Source organism: Lysinibacillus sp. FSL H8-0500 (assembly GCF_038051955.1).
Classification (GTDB): Bacteria; Bacillota; Bacilli; order Bacillales_A; family Planococcaceae; genus Lysinibacillus; species Lysinibacillus macroides.
Genome location: NZ_CP150292.1, coordinates 39,709 through 64,819, shown reverse-complemented (window position 1 = coordinate 64,819; position 25,111 = coordinate 39,709). Strand labels below are relative to the sequence as shown.

Here is a 25,111-nt window from a genome sequence, read left to right as displayed (position 1 = left end):
ATGACCTCCTAGAATGGAAGGTTTAAGCCTTGTGTGAATTTACCCATTGTTGAGTTTGTTTTTTCTTCTACCTTTTTCAATGCTTCATTTGTCGCAATAACAATAAGATCTTGTAGCATTTCAATATCTTCCGGATCTACTACAGATTCATCGAGATTTACTTCTACTACTTCACGTTGACCAGACACAATCACTTTTACCATGCCGCCGCCAGCAGTGCCTTCAAATTGCTCTGCATTTAACGCTTCTTGTGCCTCCATCATTTCCTTTTGCATTTTTTGCATCTTCTTCATCATACCTTGCATATTTCCCATTCCGCGCATAAATAGTTTCCTCCTAAAAATTTAATCTTCAATCACTTCAACAAAGTTTTTACCAAATAACTTTTCTGCCTCTGTCACAAGAGGATCCTGCGAAGCGAGAGGCTGAGCATCATCAATAAATGGTTCTTCTGGCATTTCAGCTGGTGGTGGCTCTAATAGCTCCTCCCCATGCTCTGAAGCAGTTGTTACTTTCTTTTGCTGCAGACCATGATCACGAATAAACTCTTCACGCATCTTTAACCAAGATTCCTCTGGTATACACAGCATCTCGTACATTGTACCACTTTGCCCAGCAATCAGTTGTGTAAAGTGGGCCTTTAAAGACTGATTATCAGCAACCATTTGGCAATGAATATCATACTTGAATTTTAACACAAAAGCACTTGAAGATGCCGCAACAGGTTCAGCTTCTGCTAAAAGAGCGGATTGCGATTTTTGCATTTGACTTAACACTTGTGCCCATACTGACTTAATGCGTTGTACATCTTGCTTGGTAGCATCTTTTAGTACCTCTTGGATACGGCCAGTTGGTGCTTTATAACCGTTTGGACTTTTCGCACGTGGTCGTTGCTCTTTTGGAGCTTGTGTTACTGGTGGAGTTGCCCCTGTTTGTAATTGTAATGATAGTTGTTGAACCATCTGTTCAAGTGCTACAATTTTTTGAGCGAGTTCTGGACTTAACGCCATTTCGTTTGTTACAGCACTCTGGTTTGCACCCATTCCCGAAAACTGCACCATTTTCAGTAATGCTGTTTCTAAATAGATTTTCGTATGGTGAGAGAATCGCATTTCTTGTTGGGTTTTTGCAAGTATATCTATATAACCATAGAGCATCTCTGGTGCAAATTCATGTGCTAGTGTAAATACACGCTCTTCAGGTGACACAAGCTCTAATAATTCAGCTAAGTCATCACTTGTTTGTAGTAATAATAAGTCACGGAAAAATGTAATTAAATCTTCCGACAGGCGAAGTGGGTCCTTGCCATCTGCAATTAGCTGCTCTAAAAGTGCCAGCATTTGTGCAACATCTTTCGCTTTGAGTGCTTCAGCTAAATCATAAAAGATATCCTGACTGATAGAACCTGTAACAAGCAAGGTATCCTCAAGCTTTAATTTTTCTCCGCTGAACGAAACTACTTGGTCTAATAAGCTTAATGCATCACGCATTCCTCCTGCAGCTGCTTGCGCTATTACCTTTAAGCCTTGTTCTTCATAAGGTAGCTCAATATCTTCTAAGACAACCTTCATTCGTTCAATAATATCATTGGTTGAAAGTCGCTTAAAATCGAAGCGTTGACAACGTGAAATAATGGTTGCAGGCAACTTATGAGGCTCTGTCGTTGCTAAAATAAATACAGCATGAGGGGGTGGTTCTTCTAATGTTTTTAACAGGGCATTAAAGGCACTTGTAGAAAGCATATGCACTTCATCGATAATATACACCTTGTACCTACTACTTGCAGGTGCAAAGCGCACTTTTTCTATAACATCCCTAATCTCTTCAACACGTGAATTCGAAGCTGCATCAAATTCAATAACATCTGGGTGAGAGCCTTCTGTAATACTTAGACAAGTAGCGCATTCATTACAAGGTTCCTGAGATGGTGCATGTTCACAATTTAAAGCTTTAGCAAAGATTTTAGCTGTACTAGTCTTCCCTGTACCACGTGGCCCAGAAAATAGATAAGCATGAGTTGTTTTATTCGCTAGGAGAGCATTTTGTAGCGTTCTTTTGACATGTGCTTGGCCAGACATTTCACGAAAAGATTGTGGTCGATACACACGATAAAATGCTTGATACGTCACGTTTTCCCTCCCCCTTCTCCATTAAATAGAATAATTTTATTATAGCATTTGCTTCCTTATATATAAAATGAAGTTATGACATCAATTACGCCTCCGCGTAATTGCGTCCAGATTTTTTCGAGCTCGCTCGAAAAGTTCCTCTCCAAAATCTGTGACATCCGTCGGAGCTTTTATCTTGGTTCAGTAGGCGTTCCATTACCTGCTGAACAAAGTGAAAAATAAGCATTCGTCTTACGACCGACCTATGGGGTTGAAGTCTTCTACTGAACCAAGATAAAATAAAAACGCATCCACCTAATACGTAGGCGGATGCGTTGAATTGGCAATTTTATGCCGTGCACCTTTCCTTGACAGCCGCACATAAGCGTTACTCCTGTCGTTAGCTCAGATTAGGCAACCCCGCGGCACATGAATAAGGCCACTTAATGCTGCTTCCTTCCGGACCTGACATGGTTCATGGGTATCCATTGCGCAGGACCCAATCGTCAACACTACGTGCAAAAGGCAGACCAAACAATACGGACAGCCTCGAAAAAGGAATTCAGTCTCGCTAGAGCGGATTGCGAGTTACAGGACACCGCTACCTTCCCACCTAGCACGGCAATAACTAGTATACTGACTGTTTGTATAAATTGCAACTTAATACACAAATTATTTATTTCCAATTTACTTTGGATCAATTTAAAATTCTTTAATTAAATATATTGACGTATACTTTTAATTATGTTAAATTTACTTTTGTCGATAAGACTACTGAGTTATATACTATGGAGGTATACCCAAGTCTGGCTGAAGGGATCGGTCTTGAAAACCGACAGGCGGGTAACACCGCGCGGGGGTTCGAATCCCTCTACCTCCTCCAGCTTTTAAATCCGACTACATATGTAGCCGTTTTTTTTTGCTTAAATTTATAAAAATGCTCAATTTAGATAATTCAGCTTGATTCATTCATTTTTCTAAAATATTGACTAATAATCCCTCTTTAGAAGCTGTTGTTGTTGAAGGAGCGAGTAATGTTGGTACTTCCCCTAATTGCCAATTCAATGTATAGACACTATTTGAAATGCCTTGATGTCTAAGAATGAATACTTGTTTGTGCTGCACTGCCTTCAATTTATACCAATCTTTTATTGAAGTGAGCTCCTCTAACCATCTATTAAATTCCCTTTCCCCGCCTATTACAATATAAATTCGATCAGCATCAATCTCTAATATTCGATTAAAGCTAATATCGATTCTTCGAAGATTGGTATGTATCTCTGTTGTCTCTAACATAAGTTTAGAAGGTGAAAATGGCATGACGTCATAAAATATTGGAAAAAATCTTGAGGCGTGTACCCAAACCTTTTGTTCATCGAGACGAATAATGGTAGCTGTCTGCGTGAATGGAAATTGAGTGGTACACCATTTTTTCACTAGCTGCCTATTTTGTTCATACTGAGCTAAATAAGCACTGGCTTCCTTAGCCTTTCCCAATACCCTAGCTATTCTTAATAGACGTTCATTAGGATGTATATCCCAAGGTATCACAATAACCGGTGCAAACTGTTCAATTTTCAGCAACTCTTCTTTACTCATAAAATCAGAAGCAATAATAATATCTGGTTGCAGCTCCTTAAGTATCTTTACATCACAATTCACATCTCCTATACTTACAATACCAGAAACTGGTGATTGTAATTGTTGCAGTGTCGCCTGTAATGCACCAATAGGCTTTACCCCTAAAGCAAGCATTTCTCCTGCATAATGCATTGTGACAATTTTAGAATTCAAATGTCTGAGGCGAACGTATTCTTTGGGAGAGCAGCCCACATTTTGTTTAAAACGTCTAGTAAAATAATGTACATCGTTAATACCAATTTTATAGGATATTTTATGGACAGTATCATCTGTTTCAAGCAGTAACTCTTTAGAACGATTAATACGATAATTATTTATATAATTTATAGGTGTTTTACCAGTTAATTTTTTAAAGACTCTGGTATATTGACGAATACTTATATTAGCTTGTTGGGCTAGTTGGATTGTTGTAAGTTTCTCCATATAATGTTGATGAATATAAGAAATTGTACGCTTGACATCTAAAACGGAATCGCCTAATTCCTGATTAAATTGACAAGCTTCTATCATACGTAACATCATTTGTTGAAATAATAGTTGAGCTTTAAAACGTTTCAACCTGTCTGTTTCCGTTAAGCTATTATACAATTCATCCAAATCATTCACTAAGCTAACAAATGGTTTGATACGAATCGACTTACCTCCCCATTCAGATATGTTCTCTGGCAACTGATCAGAGCATACCTTCTGAAATTGAATAATATATCCTTGTGATTCCTTGTCCTCACCTATCATTTGAAATGAATGCTCACATGAGAGAAGGATACTATCTCCTTTGAGCAATAACAGATCATCTAACAATGAACATTTTATTCTACCCTTGGTAATAACGAGAAGACAATTATAGGCAGCCTCTCCATAAAAACAAACTTCTTGAGCTTTTAAGCTAAACTGACTCATCGTAGACATATAAAAAAGATATGGTGTTGTCTTCCTTTCATTTTTCATGATACATCACCTATGATAAGTATTTTTAGGACAAGTAAGACCTAGATTTTCCCGTAATGTGCTTCCTTCGTAGTCCTTTCGGAAAATGCCCCGTTCTTGTAAAACTGGAATAACATGATCTACAAAATCGTCTAAGCCTGAAGGTAAAATATGCGGAATAAATATAAAACCATCTGCTCCTTCTTTTCTTAACCATTCCTCCATTTGATCAGCTATTTGCGTAGGAGTTCCAACAAGCAAAAGATGACCAGTGGTGGCCTCTAAATAAGTATAAAGTTCACGAATTGTTTTCCAACCCTTTTGCTCTGCTAATTCTTTTAGTTTTCTATATTTTTCATTCATATCATTACTAGCTACTTCCGGTAGTGGGGCATCTAGTGAAAGGTTACCAATATCTATTCCTAGTAAGTAAGCTAAACGATCACGTCTAATATCTAACCGTTCTAATTCCTGTATATATTGCTGCTTTTCATATGCCTCTTTTTCTGTTTTGCCAACGATTATTTGTAAACCTGGCATTATCAAAAGGTCACTTTTACTTCGTCCATATTTCACTAATCTACTTTTGACATTTTGATAAAACACTTGTGCCTCAGATAGTGTATTTAACATAGTAAAAATGATATCAGCAGATCGAGCCGCTCTCTCTTTAAAAGCATCTGATTGACCTGCTTGTATAATGACAGGATGACCCTGTGGTGGTCTGGCAATATTCAATGGTCCTTTTACAGAAAACCACTCACTTTCATGGTTTACAGCATGTATTTTTTCCGGATGTGCAAATATACCAGTGGTTTTATTTGCTACAATCGCGTCATTTTCCCAACTGTCCCATAAGGATTTCACAATATCTACAAACAGAGCAGAATGTTTGTCCCTTTCATCACTTGTAGGCCGATGATCCATTTTGAAATTACTAGCCTCAGAATCCCCCCTAGATGTCACAACATTCCAAGATGCACGTCCTTTGCTGAGATGATCTAGTGAGGCTAGCATTCGTGCAACATGATACGGTTCATTATAGGTTGTAGATAAAGTAGCCGCTAATCCAATATGCTCACTGACTGCTGACATAGCTGATAGTAAAGTGATTGGCTCAAGCCATACATTAATCGTATGTGCAAATTCTTCAGGAAAGGTTGCGGAAACGCGATATTGATCTGGCTGAAATACATAATCTAGCCTTCCTTGCTCTGCCTTTTTTATTAACTGCTTGTACAATTGCCCTGGTTCCTCTAAATACAAGTTTGCAAGAGGATGTCTCCAACCTCCACTAGCTGCTCTAGGTGCAATAAGTGTTGTCGCTAATTTTAATGTTTTCTTATTGACATTCATATCTATCTACCCCCTATTGTTCCAGTAAGTGAAATACTTCATCTAATGCCCAATCTAATGTCGTTACATCCTTAGTAGATATACGATTCTGTATTTCATAAACCTTATTGTTTTTCACAGCAGGTAGGTCTTTCCATATTCTGCTATTTTGAATATTTTCCAGAATAGCTCTTGATTCATCATCATTAACAATAAGGAAAATTCGATCAGCATTAAATTCTGGTAATAGCTCTAAAGAAACTACTTGGGGAGCAAATGCTTCATCCTTCTGAAGCTCTTTTTGTTTATCTGTCAATTCAAACTCATAGGCATCAAAGATAGTTGGGAATGTATCGCTATGGTATAAATAGATATCTTTTAATGCAAATTGGATCACAAGTGCCTTTTCTCCTTGTTCCTTAAGATTAGCTGCTTTAACGCGTATTTTTTCAACACGTTCTTGATAAGCAGTAATCCATTGCTCAGCCTGCTCCCGTTTATTCATAATTTCTCCTACGTCTCTCAAAGTTTGGAAGGGGTCACCAAAAAAGGCTGTTGCTACTGTTGGTGCGATTTTACTATACTGCTCAAGCTCTTCTGCTGTTGCCTTAGCATATACTAAAATTAAATCTGGCTGCAAAGATAGTACTTTTTCATAATCTCCCATAACACCTTCACCAACAATTTCGATATCCTTTTGCTCCTCCTCAGAATAGAAACGTAGTAAATTTTTTGTTGAACCAACTGGCTTTGTATTTAATGCTAGTAATTCACCCACTGACCATAGAGCTACAACCCTTTGTGGCTGATCAGGGATGACAACCTCTCTTCCCAATACATCCGTATATTGACGTGTTTTTGCAGAATCTCCCTCCTTGTTTTTTGCCATTTTTTCAGGCTCTCCCTCTTCTAACTTCTGGCTAGATATTGTATCGTTAGTACCGCATGCTGATAAAGAGAGTAATATCATAATGATTACTGCGTAAAAAGTAGATACTTTTAATAATTTACTCATGTTCAAACCTCCTATATATTGATAACGATTATCATTATCAATATTATTGAAAATATGAATGAAGTACAATAGAAGATAACGTCATTCTATTAGTGTAGAAAAACGACATGTACTATTTAAAATACTACTGAATAGGATGTCTTAATTTAGCAACAATTGATTTATACTAACAAAGGAGGGATTAGATGCATCTACCTAGAATATTTCTATCAAAAGCTTCCCTATTGTGGATAGTAATAATTGCTGTATTATGTGCTATTGCTGGAGAATTGAAATTTTATCCATTCAGCACTACGACCCTTCGATTCGGTCTCGGCAGCATTATGTTTTTTTTATGTATTTTAATTAAACCAACACCCATATTGGTTGCTGGTTTTGTTACAGGTGTGAGTACAATTCTATTTCGTATGGGGCTTGATTACTTTACACACTCTAGCTCTGTGTGGGCTAGTTTCTTGTCTCACTTACCTTCAGCTGCTTTTTATATCCTATTTTCTCTTTGTTTACATCTCTTAAAAATTGAGAAGAATCGGGAAAAACCTTTGAAGTTAGGAATTCTTGTTGCACTAAGTGAAGTTAGTAGTAATATCACTGAACAATTGGTACGTTTTTTTATCCAAACTCATACGTTCCTAACAATGTTTGACTTGCTTATTTTTTTTGTCGTTGCCTTTTTAAGAAGTTTTTTTGTTGTAGGAATTTACAGCTCTATTCTAATCGCAGAACAGAAAAAGCGTGTACGTGAAATGTTAAATATAGGATCAGACTTATATGTAGAAACACTTTATTTGAAAAAATCCATGAACCATATTGAAGCAATTACAGCTAATGGTTTCGATCTATATCGTCAATTAACAACTCAAGGGTTACGCAAAGAAGGATTACAAGCACTTCATATTGCCCAGGAAATTCATGAAGTAAAGAAGGATTCTCAGCGTATTTATGCTGGGATTTCTAAAATTGTTGGTGAAAAAAACTTTGGCACCTTTTATTTATCTGAATTATTACATTATATAGAGGATGGCAATCAAAAATATAGTGCTTCACTTGGTAAAGAAATTGATTTTGATATTAAATATGATTATGACTTTCAAACGAATGAACATATTTCCTTACTTGCCCTTTTAAACAATTTAACCGCTAATGCCGTTGAGGCTAGTACTGGACATGGTACGATCTCTATTGAGGTTCAACATAGAGACAATAACACCACCTTTATAGTTTTAGATAATGGACAAGGGATTCCACAAGAAGAGCAGTCTATTATTTTTGAGCCAGGCTATACCACAAAATATAGTGCTGAGGGTGTTGCCGCAACAGGTATCGGCCTTTCACATGTTGCGACATTAGTTGCAAAACTAAATGGTACTATTTCTGTCCAATCTACTTTTGGAAAAACAATATTTACTGTTCATATTCCTACAAAGGCCATTCATTTAGGAGTATCAGCATTAGAGGACTTGAAATAAAGGAAACCCTCTAGTATGATGCTTGAGTGTAACAGACAATTGACTCATACATTTCCAGAAAGTGCTTATGTTACGAGCTCTAGTAGGCGACATCAGCCATATTGCCAAGCATAAATATAGCGCTTGCACTATCGATGATTGAAAACCTATGCTTAAAAATCACTTCCTTATATTTATCCGCTATGCGTTGCGAAAGATTATTAAATCAATTCATGTAAAATTATAATGGATGTACATGTTGAAAAAAATTTTCTGATACTCAAAAAATGTATCAGCATTTATAAAGGGAGAGACTTAAATGAGGTATTTTATTGTAGATGATGATCGTGCAAGTCGTGTTATGCTAAAGCAAATTATTGAAGATAGCGGATTAGGCACAGTGATTGGTGAGGCGTGTAATGGTGAAGATGCCATACCGCAGATTTTAATGACACAGCCAGAGTTTGTGTTAATTGATTTACTTATGCCAAAGCTTGATGGAATTGCAACAGTTGAACAGCTTATGCAAAATCGCTTTGAAGGGTTATTTATTATGATTTCCCAGGTTGTCAACAAGGAAATGGTTGGCGAGGCATATGAGAAAGGAATAGAATTTTTCATTCATAAGCCAATTAATCGTATTGAGGTTGAAAATGTGTTAAAAAAAACAACTGAGCAATTTCGCCTTAAAAATTCCTTGTTAGTCATACGTCAATCACTTACCAATATTGAGCTAAGTGAACAAAAGGCTCATAAAGCAACAGCGCGAGACCATATTCAATCTATTTTAAATGATATGGGGATTGTCGGTGAAATTGGTAGTGAGGATATTGTTGCCATTATTGAAACATTACTAGCGCACCAACACAAAATTGCACCACTCCCTCCTTTAAAGGAGCTTTATGAGGAAATTGCTGCTATTACAAAAACAACACCCGATGAAATATTAAAGGAAAGTAAGGCTATCGAGCAGCGTATTCGTCGCACAATATTAGCTGCTATGATTAATCTTGCTAACTTAGGCGTTGTTGATTATACAAACTCAGAATTTGAATATTATGCCCCTCGTTATTTTGATTTTAAAGAAATTCGTCAGCTCATGACTCAGATTGAAGATCATAAAAATCGTAAAGCAAAGGTAAATATTAAGAAGTTTATTCAAGTATTATATTCAGACATTTTAACAAAAGTAAATTAATTTTATCGGATTTTGTCGGATTCCATAAGTCCTCCGTATTATTAAAATAAGGCATGTCCTAAAAATTTAATAATAGGGGGTACGAGGGACTTGAAAAAGAAATTTAAAATTAGTTTAGCCACTCAAATTTTACTTGGTTTAGTTTTAGGGATCATCGTTGGTGGTATCTTTTATGGAAACCCCAAGATTGAAACATATTTACAGCCATTAGGGGATATCTTTTTACATCTAATTAAAATGATTGTTGTACCGATTATTATTTCAACACTAATCGTTGGTGTAGCTGGTACTGGGGATATGAAACAGCTTGGACGACTGGGCGGAAAATCAATTATTTATTTTGAAATTATTACAACAGTAGCGATTGTCGTTGGACTACTTTCCGCCAACTTATTCCAACCTGGTGCAGGGCTAAACATGAACGAACTATCTCAAGGGGATATTTCAAAATATGTCACAACAACAGAGGAAGTTCAGCATGAGGGACCCTTTGATATTATTGTAGGCATTGTGCCAACAAATATTATTCAATCTATGGCTGAAGGCAATATGCTTGCGATTATCTTCTTCTCTGTTATTTTTGGTTTAGGGGTTGCTGCAATTGGTGAACGAGGAAAGCCAGTCTTAGATTTCTTCCAAGGGGTAGCAGATGCAATGTTTTGGGTAACAAACCTTGTGATGAAATTTGCTCCATTTGGTGTATTTGGGTTAATTGGTGTAACCGTTTCCAAATATGGGTTTGCTTCATTAATACCACTTGGTAAACTAGCGATTCTTGTTTATGCAACAATGCTATTCTTTATCTTTGTTGTGCTTGGACTTGTAGCAAAATTTGCTGGCATTAGCATCTTCTACTTAATTAAAGTCTTGAAGGATGAGTTAATTCTAGCCTTCTCAACAGCAAGTTCTGAAGCTGTATTACCACGTATTATGATGAAAATGGAGAAATTAGGTGCACCAAAGGATATCGTTTCCTTTGTTATACCAACAGGGTACTCCTTTAACTTAGATGGTTCAACGTTATACCAAGCCATTGCCGCATTATTTATTGCGCAAATGTACGGTATTCACCTAAGCATTGGTGAACAAATTACGTTAATGCTTGTATTAATGGTTACATCTAAAGGTATTGCAGGTGTACCAGGAGTGTCATTCGTCGTTCTTTTAGCAACATTAGGTACTGTTGGCATTCCACTTGAAGGTTTAGCATTTATCGCAGGTATTGACCGTATTCTCGATATGGGACGTACAGTCGTTAACGTAATTGGTAACTCATTAGCATCATTAGTGATGGCTAAATGGGAAGGCCGTTTCGATCAGGAAAAAATGAAAAATTACTTTAAAGAGAATGAAAATTTAGCGTAATTTAAAAAAATCCTCAAGATGTTGGATGGCATCGTGAAGTGATCCCTAAAAGTTAGACACGGTTATTTCATTTAGGCTGCTTGGGTAAGCTGAGTTCGGTATTGTACCGGACTCAGTTTTAATTTTGCCTTAATTCGTTTCGTGTTGTAATACGTTATATAGTTTTCGAGTTCCAATTTAAAATGCTCAACACTTTCGAACTCCTTCAAATAAAGGAATTCCGATTTCAAAATCCTAAAGAAATTCTCCATCACTGATTTGTCATAACAGTTGCCTTTACGTGACATACTTTGCACAATGCCTTTTCATGCAAGTGCATGACGGTATTGCTTCATTTGATAATGCCCGCCTTGATCGGAATGCATCAGTAATTGGCGTTCTTCTGGTAACTTCTCTAATGCTTTCTCCAACATTTCTGAAACAAGTGAATACGTTGGTCGATAACCAATTGTGTAAGTAATAATCTCTCCGCTGTTTGTAAATATCATATGTTAAAGGCGAAAATATGAATAAACTTTGCATTGTAAAATCAATTTAATTCAAGTGATCCGTTAATTTTCATTGAAAAATCATATTAGAATGTATTTTAGATGGTACGAAAGAGTTAAAAACCTATATCCTCATTTTTCGGTCCTATAACATGTTCATCATTTTCTTCTAAAATTTCTACGGGAATAGTATTAATCATAAATATATCTCCTAAAATAATATTTATATTAAGTTCTCTCACATATATGTTTTGTCATTCTAATAAGTTTTTCTTCAACTATAAAACCAGACTTACTAAAAAGTCTTTTGGTCCTTCATCACTTCTAATTGTTGATAAATACATTTGATTTATCTCAATGTTGTTTAAATTTTTTCTAATTCAAATTGAACAAAAAAGATAGTGGCAATATTTCTTTTATAAAATACACTCTTTAATTGAAGCTATCAGCCTCATGTGTTGATTGAATAAAATTAATCAATGCCTTTAAAAATTCTTTTGGTTGATCCGTCATTGCTTTGTGTCCTGCATTTTCTAAAAGAACTAGCTCCTTTTTAGGTGCGCTAATATCGTTAAAGAAGTTAATTTGATGTTGAACAGGAACAACCCAATCTTTTTGCCCCAATATTAAACAGAATGGAATCCTATAATTTAAAGAATAATTATAAGCACTGAACATTCCTAAAAATTTAAAAATTTCATCTTGATTAGAACTAACTCTTTTTTGAATTGTCAAATCTTCAGGAATATATATTGGACTGTTAAGTAATTCTTCCTTCTTGCTCATTCCGGAATTGGAATTTTCAAAAAACATTCCGTAGTCTTCTATATACTGATGAAATTTATCTAATTTCTCTCTAATATTCGATAAATTTTTACCTGGATAATCCTTTCCTAATTCAGATAATTTTTTTAATCCCTCTGCATTTTTTTCTTTAAGTAATCTTTTATGCAATTCTTGATAAACAACGTGTTCGTCTTTCTGAGTATCTATGAGTTGTCCAGTTCCACAATAAAATAAAATATCTTTAGGAAAATGATTTACATAATATAACCCCGGAACAGTCCCCCAAGATCTTGCTATAATTCCTATCTTTCCCTTATTAAACTTTCGCTTTAAATATTCAATAAGTGATTTCAAACTATCAATAATGTATTCAAAAGTTGGAATAAAATCTGGATTTTTTATAGCCGTCCTTCCAGCACCTGGTTGGTCCCAAAACACTACGTTAAAATGCTTAAACCACTCTTTAAATATATATGAGCGTGTACCATATGCAGCTCCTGGCCCCCCATGTAAAAATATAATTAACGGTTGTTCACTATTTTTACCATTGATTGAAATAAATTGTTCTATTCCATTTAATCGTATGTATTTATTTTCATTAATAGTATTATCCAATTAAATTCCCTCTCTTTGTATCCCATATTTTTATAATTATAACTGTAACTAATCCGAAGGCTCCTATTACAAATAAGGCATATTTAACTAGTGATGCTAGTATCAAAGGAAATAAAAGCTGTCCGAGTGGTGTTAAAACACCAGCAATTAAAAAAACAACCCCAAACACTTTGCTAATATTATCCTCTTCAACACTCAATTGTAATTTTGTGAAAAATTCAACATCAAAAATTGTTGTACTTAACCCTATAATAAATCCTCCTGTTATACAACCAATCATAGAAAAAGAACTAATAATAATACCGGTCATTATCAATAATACTGGAGTCCATAACGGAATAGATATTTTTTTCTTATCAAAAAATTGAAGTAATAAAGGAGCTATTAAAGCACCAATAGCAGTAGTTGTAAGAATCATACTATACCCAAAATCAGAACCCATATACTCAATAACAAACATAGGCATAAAAATGTCATACCCTCCAATAAAAATATTGGCGATGCTAACTAATATTAATGTGTTGATAATCAAAGGGCTATTTTTAATTACTAAGAAACCTTGCTGTAATTGCTCTATAAAAGTTGAAAAACTTAACTTACTTTTAATCTTATTACTAGTAGAATACTTAAAATTCATTTCGAGAATTGCAGAAACTAAGAAAGAAATACCATTAAATAAGAAAAATAATTCCGGTTTAATATATAAAATTAATATATTTGCTAAAACTGGAGATATTAACTTAATTATTTGTTTTAGTATCGCTTGAACTCTATTAATAGATTTTATTTCTGAATTTTCGAAAATATTCTTGAAAATTCCTTTACTAGCTATAGCATATAATGATTTAATTAATCCCAAAACTAAGCTAGTAATAGCAATAACTATTAAAGAAAAGCCATATTCAATTAATATTAGAAATGCTGCAAAACATGCTGCAGAACTAATTAAATCTGTAATAATCATTATTTTCTTTTTATTGAAGATATCAGCTAAAACGCCTGGAATAAAGGATAATATTGCTATAACCATAGCAGGTATACCTATAATCGCACCCAGAATTTGAGCATCGCCAGTTTCTTTTACAATCCACTATTTCACAACGAAATCAAACATTTGAGTTCCTATCATTGTAATAGAAAAGGCCAAAATAAAATATTTTCTATTCATAAAAAGCTCCTTTAATATTGATTTATAGAATTTTACCATAAAAAACGTAAGAATTTTTATTTATTTAAAAAAATTCCAAAAAAAAATATAAATACTAAAAAAAGTATTTACTTTTTTCGTAAATTATTGGTTAAATTTTAATTAAGAGAATTATTAAAGTAATTTTCTGTATATTTAAAAAGGGGGTTGTCGCTATGTCTTTCGATAATTTATTAGAAGATTTAAACAAAGCTTCAGAAACTACATTAGAACAAACTGCTTCGCTTTGTTCAGTCTAACTATTAAAGTTAGTCAACTAATCTAAAACAAAAAAGTACCGATTCAAGGATGTCTTCACTTTGAATCGGTTTCTTATTGTAGAAAGGAATAATATATGACATCTAATATAGAGAATGAAATCGGTTTTATTCTTCCAGATGCTAATTTTTTTTCTGAAATTTGTGATTGGAAGGGAGAGGAATTCGGAGGCTGGATTTCACCTTTTGTTGTTCAAAGATCTTCGGTATTTTTAGACACAAAAAATTTCAAATTATATAGAAATAACAAAGTTTTATCTTTAGTTACAAACGCTAGCTTAAAAGAGCCTAATATGAATAAAGTTATGTTTAAAATCGGTAAATACGAAGACAATTTCAGGAAAGAATTTAATGTTTTCTTTAAAAGAGGTAAGGACATAGACGACTATTTAAATGAAATTTTTTTGCTTGCTGGAGAAGAAAATTTAACTAAAAATTTAATTTCTCAACTTGTTATGAAACAGAAAAGGTATAAAAGATATTTCATTGAAGATAATACAAAAATTTTTATAAGCATAGATTCCATTTCTTATTTTAGGCCTGAGGATTTAAATAATATCATCGGAACTATATATATTTGTGAAATAGAAACCGCTGAGATTTCTGTATCTGTATTCGTTGAAGAAAAAATTAAAGAGCTTATAAATATTATAAAAACTCACTAGTGTCGCATTAAAATGATTCACCTTTATTGAATAAATTAAATTTTCTGTAATTTTATTTATGCACAAAAAAATCCTTTATAATGGTTGGGCGGTAGTAAACCATCCAAATCCAAAATAAAGGACATACGCATGGATAAGTTTACACGAAAAACATCATTTGAACAATGGCTTTCGCCGATTTCCACTACACAATTAGAAGAACTGGTTGAAGCCCATCAATTAAATTACTATACAAAGAAGCTACACATCGCTTCATTTTTGAAATTACTCCTGTTTGCGCAGTTGAATGAAACAGAAAGTCTGCGTGCAGTCAGTGAGACATTGTTTTCAGATGACCTTCAAAAAGCAACAGAATTAGATTCCATCAGCTTTTCGCAATTAGGACGCCGATTAAATCAAGTGCCGACAGAGGTATTCCAACAGATATTTTTAGATTTAGTTATCCAAATTCATGAAAAGTCTCAGTATGAACAACGTCGTAAAAACACGACACCGCTGAAAATCATTGATTCGAGTACGTTACCATTGAATTTAAACAACCATAAATGGGCGGAGTTTCGCAAAACAAAATCAGGAATCAAGCTTCATTTGCGCCTTGTATACTTAGAAAAAGGCTGTTCCTATCCAGACAAAGCGGTTTTAACAAACGCGATTGAACATGATCGTGGTCAACTAGAGGTACTCGTTGATGACAAGGATTGCCTTTACGTTTTTGACCGTGGTTACTTAGATTATGAGCGATTTGACCGCATGACGGACGATGGTTATTTTTTCGTTTCGCGCTTACGAAAAAACGCGGTTATCCGTGTAATCGAGCCGTTTGAGCTGCCAGAAGATTCACTTGTTTCATCCGATGAAATGGTGATCATTGGCACAACACAAAATCGAGCAGAAAATGTCTTTCGTCTTATCAAAGTATTGGATTCAAAAGGAAACGAACTGCAGCTTATCACAAATCGTTTCGACCTAAGTGCGGATGAAATCGCTGAACTGTACAAATCACGCTGGGCAATTGAGCTGTTTTTCAAATGGCTAAAGCAGCACTTGAACATCAAAAAGTTCTACGCACAAAGCGAACAAGGCGTTCATAATCAAGTGTACATCGCGATGATTGTGTATTGTTTACATGTCCTGGCACAACTGAACACAAACAGCTCGAAAACGTACTTGAAAATCAGTCGTTTACTCAAAGCATCCCCGTGGAAATCGGCTCACTTATGGATACGAAAAATCGGTGGGAAAGTGGTCCCCTAAAGGTTTTTCCGCTTCTGTTACTCAGATTAAAGGTTATAGTAAAAAAATGGATGATTACTACCTCTGTTCAAGTGTCTTTGTTTTTCTTCTAAAATGGAAAATAAATAAAACAGAAAATTCAATTAAAATTCACGCGACGCTAGTGATAAAAACTAAATACAGAGGTATATCATCAAATAAGTCAAAATATGAACATGGATTGGCATTTTTGAGCACTCTGGAGGAAGCAAAATGACTATTCTAGATGAGTATAAATCTTTTATAAATTTATTAGAAGAATGCAAAACAAAATATGGTGAATTTAGTAATTCTACTCTTATCGTTAAATTATCTATTTATATCTTTTTAATTGAAAATAGTAATTTAAAGCCTTTTCAATATAGAATAGAATTACTTAACGATATAATCAAGCAATATAACGATGCTCCGTTATTATCTACACGTCCACCTGTGATGATTGATAATGATGGGGAGGACGCTTTTATTTTTATTCCTGATATAAATGATCAATATGATAGACATAAAAATGAAATTAAGACCCGTATCATTAATATGGACATGCCTGAGCAATTTAATAACATAAAAATTAATAATTGGTATATATACGTAACCACTCTATATAAATTGAACTAAAGCTTCTATCTCCTTCAAAATGGGTAAAGTATACAAACTTATTGTCGAAAGGATGATCCCACATGTTACGCAATGAACAACGAGAAGAACTTCAAACGGCGATGCGACAAACAAAGGATAAGCGACTATTTGAGCGGTATCAGACTGTATTTCTACACCTTGAAGGAAAAAATAACGTTGAAATTGCGATGATCATTCAACGCAATCGAGCAACTGTTGGTGAATATATTAAAGCCTATAAAAAAGAAGGCATAACAGGTTTACGCATGGGGATTTCTACAGGTAAACCACATCGTTTGACCATCGAACAACGTGCTGAGTTGGCTGAGATTGTCACAACGAAAACGCCTGCTGATGTGGGATTTGCACCGTATACGAATTGGACGCTCGCGTTACTCGTTTCACTCGTGAAACGTGAATGGGCTGTGTCCTATTCTTTACGTGGCATGTCTAAATTATTAGAACGCATGCAATTTAGTCATACGCGCCCTACCTATACGTTGGCGAATGCGGACCCAGAAAAGCAAAAAACATTTAAAGAAGAAACATTTCCTGCTTTAAAAAAAGCTATTGTATGAGGAAATCGATCACCTTCTCTTTCAAGATGAGTCCATGATTCGTGACTACCAAGCCATTCAAAAGTCATGGTTTCCAAAAGGGAAACAGCGTCAAATCCCCACATACGGTAAGCATCAAGGCGTGAAATTAATCGGTACGTTAAATTATGAAACAGGTGAAATCTTCTGCGTCGAAGAAGAGAAATACGATGCAGAAGTCTTCCTGCGTTTCTTAGAAAAAGTCATTGCTCATTACCCAAATGGAAAAATTGTCATGATCCTCGATAACGCTCGCATTCATCATGCGAAGCTCATTCAGCCTTTTTTAAAGCTGCATCAAAATCGATTACAACTGGTGTTTTTACCACCTTACAGCCCGCAATTGAATTTAATTGAGGGGCTATGGAAATGGTTGAAAGACAGCGTCATTCATAATGTCTTTTTTTCAAGTACATCGCAAATCAAACTCGCTGTTCGTGAATTTATCCGTTGTCAAAGTGAAGATACACAAGGTATAATCGACCGACTTTGTGTTAGGTTCTAAAGTTCAATCTATATAGATGATAAAATTTTGATTCTAGATAGTCCTCAAACTACCACAGAATTAATTACTGGTAGAAAAAACAATTTGTGGGGGGACGTACAACCTGAACATCCTCTTTTATTATGCGATTACGAAAATCTTATAGTTAAATCTGCTGGTGAAATGTTAGTAACAAATGATAAGGTAAGTGATGATATGCACATTCTAATCAACAATAAATCTGGCCATTTTAAACCTAATGTTTCTAGTATAAAAATCACAAAGACGTTAATAAAAAAATATTTAAATATCTTAGATGATAAGATTCATACAATTCCTTTTGATTTTGAAGATTCCTTTAAGAAAAAAAAACAAGTATAACTTACTGAACTAAAACCTGAATAAGTATACGGTAAGCCCGATATCAAAACACACATATTTTTTCGATACGCCTCCCAATACTATTAAGGTATAAATTCTAGGGAGGTTTTTCTTATGCCAACAAACAAAATGCATTTGCAAAAGAGGTCAATCAACCTAGATGGCTCAACGCTCTATCAAGCAATCGCTGCATTATTTATTGCGCAAATGTACGGTATTCACCTAAGCATTGGTGAACAAATTACGTTAATGCTTGTATTAATGGTAACGTCTAAAGGTATTGCAGGTGTACCAGGGGTGTCATTCGTTGTTCTTTTAGCAACATTAGGTACTGTTGGCATTCCACTTGAAGGTTTAGCATTTATCGCAGGTATTGACCGTATTCTTGATATGGGACGTACAGTCGTTAACGTAATTGGTAACTCATTAGCATCATTAGTGATGGCAAAATGGGAAAACCGTTTCGATCAAGTAAAAATGAAAATTTACTTTAATGATAATGAAAATTTAGCGTAAAAGATAAATATATTTTTATAGAGCTACCATCAAAAAGTCATTTTTATTACTTTTTGATGGTAGCTTATTTGGTAAAAAAGTAATATTTTGTATTCAAGAATTGTAAATGGATTTTTTTAGTGTTAATGTATAAATGTAGTAAATAAATATATACTATAGGAGTGGTAAAATTGAAGAGAAAAATACGTTTAACTACAGCAACTGTTTTATGTACAACAATGTTATCGATCCCTTTATTTTCACCAGTTTCTGCTCAAGTAAGTAACTCAAAAGATCGGTTTATTAATTTATGAAAAAAATATTTATTATAATCCTATTTTGTTTGATATTATCAGGATGCAGTCCTAAATTTGATCAGACTGAATCTGGTATTATGGATGATATAACATTTGAATTAATCTCAAAAAACATTAATTTAAACACTAGGGTAGAATATAACATTAAACTAACTAATAACAGTGATTATACAATCATCCAAAATAATGTATTATTTGGCTTTATCAATGACCCTGAAGAGCATGGAGAAACAACTAATCCGTTTAGAGTGCTTGCAGCAGGCAATCGCTTAAATATTAAATCCGGCGAAAGTGTGGAGCTATCAGTTTCCTTTTCACCTACTTTCTATAAAGAATTTACAGAATCTGAGGTAAGAATAGCGAATATTTATATCGTTGGCTATGTAGATCGTTTAAAAGAGGGAAATCGCTTTGAATTTACTACAAGCTTAGCATTACAATAATTTACGTATGAATAAAAATGCCCAAGTGTTAACCAAACACTTGGGCATTTTTATTTTATTTCGCTAATGCTTTATCTAAATAAGCAATAATGGATTCCTTGCCATTTGCATGTGCTTCCTGTGCGCGCTTGTCATCCTTATCGACCTTTGCCTCAGCAGCCTCAACCACTTTTTCTGCATCCTCTTGTGGTACAACAATAACGCCGTCTATATCTCCAATAATATAATCTCCAGGCTGAACGGTTACGCCACCTATAGCAATCGGCACATTTACTTTACCACCGCCATTTTTATTGCCAGCCGCTACAGTTGTACCTAGCGCAAATACAGGGAAATCCAGTTCACGAATGGCCGCAATATCACGAATTACCCCATCCACAACAAAGCCCTGTACGCCAATCCCCTTCGCTAAGGATATTACAAAATCTCCAGCCACAGCTCGATTTGTATTACCCTTTGCATCAATAACTAAAATATCTCCTTCATTGGCAGCTCGAATTGCTTCTAGCACTGCTCCATTTTCGCCATCTGGCAAACGTACTGTTACTGCTCGTCCAGCAATTTTAAAATGATCTGCTAATGGCTTAATATCACTGCGTAAATTGGTATGCCCACCTGTTGCATCTGAGATTGCTGTTGTTGGTAAATGCTGAAAACTTACTTCCACCTTTGTCATACATTACACCCCTATTATGATTAATATAAGTCTTACACTATAATTGTAAATAAAACACAGTCACTATTTCAATACATCTCCAAAACTAAATCGCACCAATCAAAAATAGATGGTGCGACCATTTATTACTTATATACCTTTAATAAATGTAATAGCTTATCTGCTGTAGTGGCTACCTGAATAAGCGCTTGTTGCTCAGTACGTATAAAACCTTCCTCTAGCATTCGCTTAAAATGCTGTAAAATTGCATCATAAAATCCTTGTACATTATATAAAATAATCGGCTTTTCATGCAGCCCAATCTGTGCCCATGTAAATACCTCAAAATATTCATCTAATGTACCTGCACCACCTGGAAGAGCGATAAATGCATCAGCAAGCTCTACCATTTTTGCCTTACGAATATGCATGGAATCGACAAAATGAATCTCTGTTAATGAGGCATGTGCCAATTCTCGCTTCTGTAAATGGGTTGGCATCACACCGATTACTTCTCCTCCTGCAGCCAGCACAGCATCAGCCACCTTCCCCATTAATCCTGTTTTTGAGCCACCATAAACAACACCATGACCATTTTGAGCAAGCAATGTGCCTAGCTCAGCCGCTTTCTCCGCATAGATTGTATTTTTCCCTAAACTAGAACCACAATAAACAGCGATTTTTATAGTAATCCCTCCTATTCAAAAAACGTGAAACAATCAGCTATATATTGTTCCACGTCTTGTAGTTATTTTTGTAAATGGCTTGTTTGTTTTAACATATGACTGATGCGGCTTACAATTGATTCAATGGCATCTGGATTTTTTAATAAATCATAATCATTAATATCTAAACGTAACACTGGACAGGCATTAAAATTATTAATCCAATGTTCGTAGCGCTCATGCATTTCTATCCAATAATTATTTGGAGTTTGCTGCTCCATTGCACGTCCACGCTCTTGAATACGTCCAATCACCGCATCAATTGGGCCTTCCAGATAGACTAGTAAATCAGGATGTGGAAAATACGGCGTCATCACCATTGCATCAAATAAATTTGTATATGTTTCATAATCTGTTGGACTCATTGTGCCTTTATCATAATGCATTTTCGCAAATATCCCTGTATCTTCATAGATGGAACGGTCTTGAATAAAGCCTCCACCATATTCAAAAATACGCTTTTGTTCTTTAAAGCGCTCCGCTAAAAAGTACACTTGTAAATGGAAGCTCCATTTTTCAAAGTCCTCATAAAATTTATCTAAATATGGATTTGTATCGACCTTTTCGAATGATGTACGAAACTGCAATGCCTCCGCTAATGCCTTTGTCATCGTTGATTTCCCGACCCCTACAGTACCCGCAATCGTAATAACTGTTTGTGGAGGAATATCATATTGCTCTCTTAAATTCATGACTGCAAACTCCTTTGTTGTAACGTATCCTTAATTGTTTGTAAAACATAACTTAAATCATCTGAATTTTTTACAAAATCAAGCTGATCCCCATTAAAGCGAATAACGGGAATTTCAGGATGCATCTTTTCAAAATGCTCAATAAATGAATGATAATCTACCACAAGCTGCTCCATATAATCGCGTGAAATCATTTTTTCAAATGCTCGACCACGCATCGCAATACGCTTCATTAATGTATCAACGCTTGCGTATAAATAGACCACTACATTGGGTACAGGCATATCCTTCGTTAAAATTTTATAAATTTCTTCGTATTTTTCGTACTCTGTCGGTGCTAAAGTACGCTTCGCAAAAATTAAATTTTTAAAAATATGATAATCCGCTACAACAGGCTTGGCATGTGCTAATCGAAATTTTTGAATATCGGATAATTGCTTATAGCGATTGCAGAGGAAGAACATTTCCGTTTGGAAGCTCCATTCCTCTATATTTTCATAAAACTTATTTAAAAAGGGATTTTCGTCTACTATTTCTTTCAATAGATGGTAATTAAATGTTTTTGCTATCTCTTTCGATAAAGAGGTTTTCCCAACACCAATCGGACCTTCTACCGTAACAAATGGAACCGTCACAAGAGGCCCCTCCTTTATGTTTAAAAATAAATCAGTGCTTTTCATTGTATCATATCGTGAACATGAAAAATAGAATTACCCGAATGGTTGGTTTAGTTTAAGTTTGTTACTTGCGTCAAGTGAAAAATACCTAAATAATAATTCACTAAAAATAAAGACCATAATAGGAAAAATCATAATAATGAAAATATCCAACATACACTATTTATTAGAATAATTCCTAAAAGCAAAATGAACTGCATCCCTATCAATAGGTCTACAGTTCATCATTATTTATAATTTTACGCGCTGTAAACGCAATGCATTTAAGACAACAGATACGGAGCTAAACGCCATCGCTGCGCCTGCCACCCATGGAGCTAGTAAACCAATTGCAGCAATCGGAATACCTAATGAGTTATAGGCAAATGCCCAAAATAGATTTTGCTTAATATTACGCATTGTTTTACGGCTCATTAAAATAGCATCTGCAATACTATTTAAGTCACCACGAATTAATGTAATATCTGCCGCTTCCATTGCAACATCTGTACCTGTACCAATCGCCATTCCAATATTCGCCGTAGCAAGTGCTGGTGCATCATTAATGCCATCACCCACCATCGCTACTTTTTTACCAGTAGCCTGCAATTTTTTTACTTCCTCTGCCTTGCCCTCTGGTAGAACCTCAGCAATAACACGATCAACGCCAACCTCTCTCCCAATTGCCTGAGCTGTACGTTCATTATCTCCTGTCATCATAATGACTGTAATGCCCATTTCCTGTAGTCGATGAATCGCTTCTTTTGATGTATCTTTTACTGTATCAGCAACTGCTACTAAGCCTGCATATTGACCGTTAATTGCTGCTAGCATAGCTGTTTTACCACTTCGTTCAAGCTGCTCCATTGCTGGTAAAATATCTTCGATCGAAATATTGTATTGCTGCATTAATTTCCGTGTACCAATGATAACACCTTGACCAGAAACAGTTGCCTGTACACCATAGCCTGGAATTGCCTCAAAAAATTGAACATCTCCTAGCTCAATACCAAGCTCCTCAATCCCTTGGACAATTGCCTCTGCTAATGGGTGCTCTGACTGTTTCTCTGCTGCCCCAATTAATGATAAAAAGCGTGCTTCCTCCTGTCCCGAAGCTACTAACACATCTGTTAAAACAGGCTTACCATGGGTTACTGTACCTGTTTTATCGACAACCACTGTATCAATACTTTGCGTTTGCTCTAAGTGTTCGCCACCTTTAAATAAAATACCAAATTCAGCAGCACGTCCTGACCCTGCCATAATAGATGTTGGTGTAGCTAGCCCAAGCGCACATGGACAAGCAATCACAAGCACTGCAATTAATACTTCTAACGCAGGTGTAAACTCTCCTGGCTGCACCCAAATCAGCCACACTAAAAATGTGACAAGCGCAATACCAACAACAATTGGTACAAAAATACCTGAAATTTGGTCTGCCAAACGTTGAATAGGCGCCTTTGAGCCTTGTGCATCCTCTACCACTTTAATAATTTGTGCTAAAGCTGTATCACGACCAACCTTTGTAGCCGTCATTTTAATAAAGCCGTTTTTATTGATTGTAGAACCAAATAATGGATCACCTTGTTTTTTATCAACTGGCAAACTTTCACCTGTTAACATGGATTCATCAACGGCTGTTGTACCTTCTATTACTTCGCCATCAACTGGAATTTTTTCACCCGGTTTAACGAGAATTGTATCGCCAATAATAACCTCTTCTAAAGGAACTTCCTTTTCCACGCCATTACGTACAACAATGGCTGTTTTGGCTTGTAGCCCCATTAGCTTTTTAATAGCCTCTGATGAGCGGCCCTTCGCCTTTGCCTCAAATAATTTACCTAATAAAATTAATGTAATTAAAACGGCACTCGTTTCAAAATAAAGATGAGGACCATGATGTGAGCCTGCTGTGACAATTGCTTGATAGACACTATAGAAATAAGCAGCTGATGTGCCCATAACAACAAGGACATCCATATTGGCACTGCCATTGCGCAATGCTTTATAAGCGCCTACATAAAACTGCTTCCCAATAATAAATTGCACAGGTGTGGCTAATAGCATTTGTATCCATGGATTCATCAAAAATTCTGGTACATATAAGAACGATGTAAATGAAAAATGCCCAACCATCGTCCAAAGTAATGGCAACGAAAGAATAGCAGATAAAATAAATTTTTGCTGCTGCTGTTTAATCGCCTTTTCCCGATGATCTACTGTTTCCTGTTCATCTACCTTTTGATGCGCCCCATAGCCTAGCTTTTCCACCCTTGCAATAATATCCGCCATGCTTACCTCTGAAGGGTTAAACTCAATCATCGCTTTTTCAAGTGCTAAGTTAACATTAGCAGTAGATACACCGCTAAGCTTATTCAGTCCTTTTTCAATACGAGTCGCACAAGCTGCACAAGTCATTCCTGTAATATCAAGCTCTGCCTTTTGCTTCACAACGCCATAGCCAAGCGCTTCAATTTTCTGCTCAAAATCTGCTTCACTTAGCTTTGCCGGATTATACTTAATAGATGATTTTTCAAGCGCTAAATTAACGGTTGCTTGCTCTACACCATCCATTTTATTTAAGCCTTTTTCTATACGTGTGGCACAGGCTGCACAAGTCATTCCTGTAATTTGCAAGTTTGCTTCTTTTATTTCAGAACTCATCTATCTTTCACCTCTCCTTATACCTATAGGGGGTATAAAATTTTAAAAATAAGAGAGTGCT

Annotated in this window: 21 protein-coding genes, 1 tRNA gene, 1 other RNA gene and 2 pseudogenes; 11 read left to right on the top strand and 14 right to left on the bottom strand. The window is 35.4% G+C overall.

Going from position 1 to position 25,111, the window contains the following annotated elements; translation table 11 throughout:
• Positions 1-8: 8 nt before the first annotated feature.
• The 3 genes from MHB44_RS00285 to ffs form a co-directional block, all read right to left on the bottom strand.
• On the bottom strand, positions 9-323 hold the full coding sequence (locus MHB44_RS00285) for a YbaB/EbfC family nucleoid-associated protein (RefSeq protein WP_053995236.1): 315 nt from the start codon (positions 321-323) through the stop codon (positions 9-11).
• Between the two features lie 21 nt (positions 324-344).
• Complete coding sequence (gene dnaX, locus MHB44_RS00280) at positions 345-2,129, bottom strand: DNA polymerase III subunit gamma/tau (RefSeq protein WP_341301119.1); 1,785 nt, start codon at positions 2,127-2,129, stop codon at positions 345-347.
• A gap of 333 nt (positions 2,130-2,462) precedes the next feature.
• An RNA gene (ffs, locus tag MHB44_RS00275) (signal recognition particle sRNA large type) lies at positions 2,463-2,730 on the bottom strand.
• Positions 2,731-2,898: 168 nt separating this feature from the next.
• Between ffs and MHB44_RS00270 the strand changes: the two genes are divergently transcribed.
• Positions 2,899-2,991 (top strand) — tRNA-Ser (locus MHB44_RS00270).
• Between the two features lie 86 nt (positions 2,992-3,077).
• Here the strand turns inward: MHB44_RS00270 and MHB44_RS00265 are convergent.
• From MHB44_RS00265 to MHB44_RS00255, 3 genes are read right to left on the bottom strand one after another with little or no spacing between them, the layout of a single operon-like run.
• Positions 3,078-4,697, bottom strand: a complete 1,620-nt coding sequence (locus tag MHB44_RS00265; protein ID WP_341301118.1) for an AraC family transcriptional regulator — start codon at positions 4,695-4,697, stop codon at positions 3,078-3,080.
• A gap of 6 nt (positions 4,698-4,703) precedes the next feature.
• Complete coding sequence (locus MHB44_RS00260) at positions 4,704-6,032, bottom strand: LLM class flavin-dependent oxidoreductase (protein ID WP_341301117.1); 1,329 nt, start codon at positions 6,030-6,032, stop codon at positions 4,704-4,706.
• Positions 6,033-6,045: 13 nt separating this feature from the next.
• Entirely contained in the window at positions 6,046-7,026 is a 981-nt protein-coding gene (locus MHB44_RS00255) for an ABC transporter substrate-binding protein (protein ID WP_341301116.1), read from the bottom strand.
• 542 nt (positions 7,027-7,568) lie between these two features.
• On the opposite strand from MHB44_RS00255, the gene MHB44_RS00250 reads away from it, so the two are divergent.
• From MHB44_RS00250 to MHB44_RS00240, 3 genes are all read left to right on the top strand, one after another.
• Complete coding sequence (locus MHB44_RS00250; RefSeq protein WP_341301115.1) at positions 7,569-8,495, top strand: ATP-binding protein; 927 nt, start codon at positions 7,569-7,571, stop codon at positions 8,493-8,495.
• 298 nt (positions 8,496-8,793) lie between these two features.
• On the top strand, positions 8,794-9,672 hold the full coding sequence (locus tag MHB44_RS00245; protein ID WP_053995242.1) for a response regulator: 879 nt from the start codon (positions 8,794-8,796) through the stop codon (positions 9,670-9,672).
• Between the two features lie 90 nt (positions 9,673-9,762).
• Positions 9,763-11,037: a cation:dicarboxylase symporter family transporter gene (locus MHB44_RS00240; RefSeq protein ID WP_053995243.1), complete on the top strand. Its 1,275-nt coding sequence runs from the start codon at positions 9,763-9,765 to the stop codon at positions 11,035-11,037.
• 71 nt (positions 11,038-11,108) lie between these two features.
• Here MHB44_RS00240 and MHB44_RS00235 read toward each other — a convergent pair.
• The 3 genes and pseudogenes from MHB44_RS00235 to MHB44_RS00225 form a co-directional block, all read right to left on the bottom strand.
• A pseudogene (locus MHB44_RS00235) lies at positions 11,109-11,510 on the bottom strand (IS3 family transposase); the annotation flags it as partial.
• Between the two features lie 447 nt (positions 11,511-11,957).
• A complete protein-coding gene (locus MHB44_RS00230; protein WP_053995244.1) occupies positions 11,958-12,926 on the bottom strand; it encodes an alpha/beta hydrolase in 969 nt (322 codons plus the stop codon).
• Positions 12,919-14,013 carry an MFS transporter gene (locus MHB44_RS00225; protein ID WP_327037022.1) on the bottom strand — a complete coding sequence of 365 codons (1,095 nt, stop codon included), beginning with the start codon at positions 14,011-14,013 and terminating at the stop codon, positions 12,919-12,921. The genes MHB44_RS00230 and MHB44_RS00225 overlap by 8 nt, the downstream gene beginning before the upstream one ends.
• A 454-nt stretch (positions 14,014-14,467) precedes the next feature.
• Between MHB44_RS00225 and MHB44_RS00220 the strand changes: the two genes are divergently transcribed.
• The 7 genes and pseudogenes from MHB44_RS00220 (at position 14,468) to MHB44_RS00190 (ending at position 19,658) form a co-directional block, all read left to right on the top strand.
• On the top strand, positions 14,468-15,055 hold the full coding sequence (locus tag MHB44_RS00220; protein WP_341301114.1) for a hypothetical protein: 588 nt from the start codon (positions 14,468-14,470) through the stop codon (positions 15,053-15,055).
• A gap of 129 nt (positions 15,056-15,184) precedes the next feature.
• Entirely contained in the window at positions 15,185-16,309 is a 1,125-nt protein-coding gene (locus MHB44_RS00215; protein ID WP_053994495.1) for an IS4 family transposase, read from the top strand.
• Positions 16,310-16,540: 231 nt separating this feature from the next.
• Positions 16,541-16,942, top strand: coding sequence for a hypothetical protein (locus MHB44_RS00210; protein ID WP_341301113.1), 402 nt, complete (start codon positions 16,541-16,543; stop codon positions 16,940-16,942).
• A 62-nt stretch (positions 16,943-17,004) separates the two neighbouring features.
• Positions 17,005-18,043, top strand: a protein-coding gene (locus MHB44_RS00205; RefSeq protein WP_152927960.1) for an IS630 family transposase whose coding sequence is annotated in 2 segments (ribosomal slippage) — positions 17,005-17,502 and positions 17,504-18,043 — 1,038 coding nt in all. Because the reading frame shifts where the segments join, the coding sequence is not laid out codon by codon here.
• 27 nt (positions 18,044-18,070) lie between these two features.
• Positions 18,071-18,403, top strand: coding sequence for a hypothetical protein (locus MHB44_RS00200; RefSeq protein ID WP_341301112.1), 333 nt, complete (start codon positions 18,071-18,073; stop codon positions 18,401-18,403).
• 153 nt (positions 18,404-18,556) lie between these two features.
• A pseudogene (locus tag MHB44_RS00195) lies at positions 18,557-18,919 on the top strand (cation:dicarboxylase symporter family transporter); the annotation flags it as partial.
• Positions 18,920-19,292: 373 nt separating this feature from the next.
• The gene (locus tag MHB44_RS00190) at positions 19,293-19,658 is read left to right on the top strand and encodes a hypothetical protein (RefSeq protein WP_341301111.1); all 366 of its coding nucleotides are present in this window, start codon (positions 19,293-19,295) and stop codon (positions 19,656-19,658) included.
• Between the two features lie 55 nt (positions 19,659-19,713).
• Here the strand turns inward: MHB44_RS00190 and MHB44_RS00185 are convergent, their stop codons facing one another.
• The 5 genes from MHB44_RS00185 to MHB44_RS00165 all read right to left on the bottom strand — a co-directional run bounded on the left by MHB44_RS00185 (position 19,714) and on the right by MHB44_RS00165 (position 25,050).
• The gene (locus MHB44_RS00185; protein ID WP_341301110.1) at positions 19,714-20,334 is read right to left on the bottom strand and encodes an RraA family protein; all 621 of its coding nucleotides are present in this window, start codon (positions 20,332-20,334) and stop codon (positions 19,714-19,716) included.
• Between the two features lie 125 nt (positions 20,335-20,459).
• Positions 20,460-20,993 carry a TIGR00730 family Rossman fold protein gene (locus MHB44_RS00180; protein WP_341302894.1) on the bottom strand — a complete coding sequence of 178 codons (534 nt, stop codon included), beginning with the start codon at positions 20,991-20,993 and terminating at the stop codon, positions 20,460-20,462.
• Positions 20,994-21,061: 68 nt separating this feature from the next.
• The gene (locus MHB44_RS00175) at positions 21,062-21,730 is read right to left on the bottom strand and encodes a deoxynucleoside kinase (RefSeq protein ID WP_053995254.1); all 669 of its coding nucleotides are present in this window, start codon (positions 21,728-21,730) and stop codon (positions 21,062-21,064) included.
• Entirely contained in the window at positions 21,727-22,365 is a 639-nt protein-coding gene (locus MHB44_RS00170) for a deoxynucleoside kinase (RefSeq protein WP_341301109.1), read from the bottom strand. Before MHB44_RS00170 ends, MHB44_RS00175 begins: the two co-directional genes overlap by 4 nt.
• 273 nt (positions 22,366-22,638) lie before the next feature.
• Positions 22,639-25,050: a heavy metal translocating P-type ATPase gene (locus MHB44_RS00165; RefSeq protein ID WP_341301108.1), complete on the bottom strand. Its 2,412-nt coding sequence runs from the start codon at positions 25,048-25,050 to the stop codon at positions 22,639-22,641.
• Positions 25,051-25,111 lie beyond the last annotated feature (61 nt).

What these genes read in the sequence shown, in the direction of transcription:
- MHB44_RS00265 (WP_341301118.1), bottom strand. Translation starts at nt 4,697, where the DNA reads ATGAAAAATGAAAGGAAGACAACACCATATCTTTTTTATATGTCTACG.
- MHB44_RS00255 (WP_341301116.1), bottom strand. Translation starts at nt 7,026, where the DNA reads ATGAGTAAATTATTAAAAGTATCTACTTTTTACGCAGTAATCATTATG.
- MHB44_RS00220 (WP_341301114.1), top strand. Translation starts at nt 14,468, where the DNA reads ATGACATCTAATATAGAGAATGAAATCGGTTTTATTCTTCCAGATGCT.
- MHB44_RS00285 (WP_053995236.1), bottom strand. Translation starts at nt 323, where the DNA reads ATGCGCGGAATGGGAAATATGCAAGGTATGATGAAGAAGATGCAAAAA.
- MHB44_RS00190 (WP_341301111.1), top strand. Translation starts at nt 19,293, where the DNA reads ATGGATGATATAACATTTGAATTAATCTCAAAAAACATTAATTTAAAC.
- MHB44_RS00185 (WP_341301110.1), bottom strand. Translation starts at nt 20,334, where the DNA reads ATGACAAAGGTGGAAGTAAGTTTTCAGCATTTACCAACAACAGCAATC.
- MHB44_RS00165 (WP_341301108.1), bottom strand. Translation starts at nt 25,050, where the DNA reads ATGAGTTCTGAAATAAAAGAAGCAAACTTGCAAATTACAGGAATGACT.
- MHB44_RS00245 (WP_053995242.1), top strand. Translation starts at nt 8,794, where the DNA reads ATGAGGTATTTTATTGTAGATGATGATCGTGCAAGTCGTGTTATGCTA.
- MHB44_RS00260 (WP_341301117.1), bottom strand. Translation starts at nt 6,032, where the DNA reads ATGAATGTCAATAAGAAAACATTAAAATTAGCGACAACACTTATTGCA.
- MHB44_RS00215 (WP_053994495.1), top strand. Translation starts at nt 15,185, where the DNA reads ATGGATAAGTTTACACGAAAAACATCATTTGAACAATGGCTTTCGCCG.
- MHB44_RS00210 (WP_341301113.1), top strand. Translation starts at nt 16,541, where the DNA reads ATGACTATTCTAGATGAGTATAAATCTTTTATAAATTTATTAGAAGAA.
- MHB44_RS00175 (WP_053995254.1), bottom strand. Translation starts at nt 21,730, where the DNA reads ATGAATTTAAGAGAGCAATATGATATTCCTCCACAAACAGTTATTACG.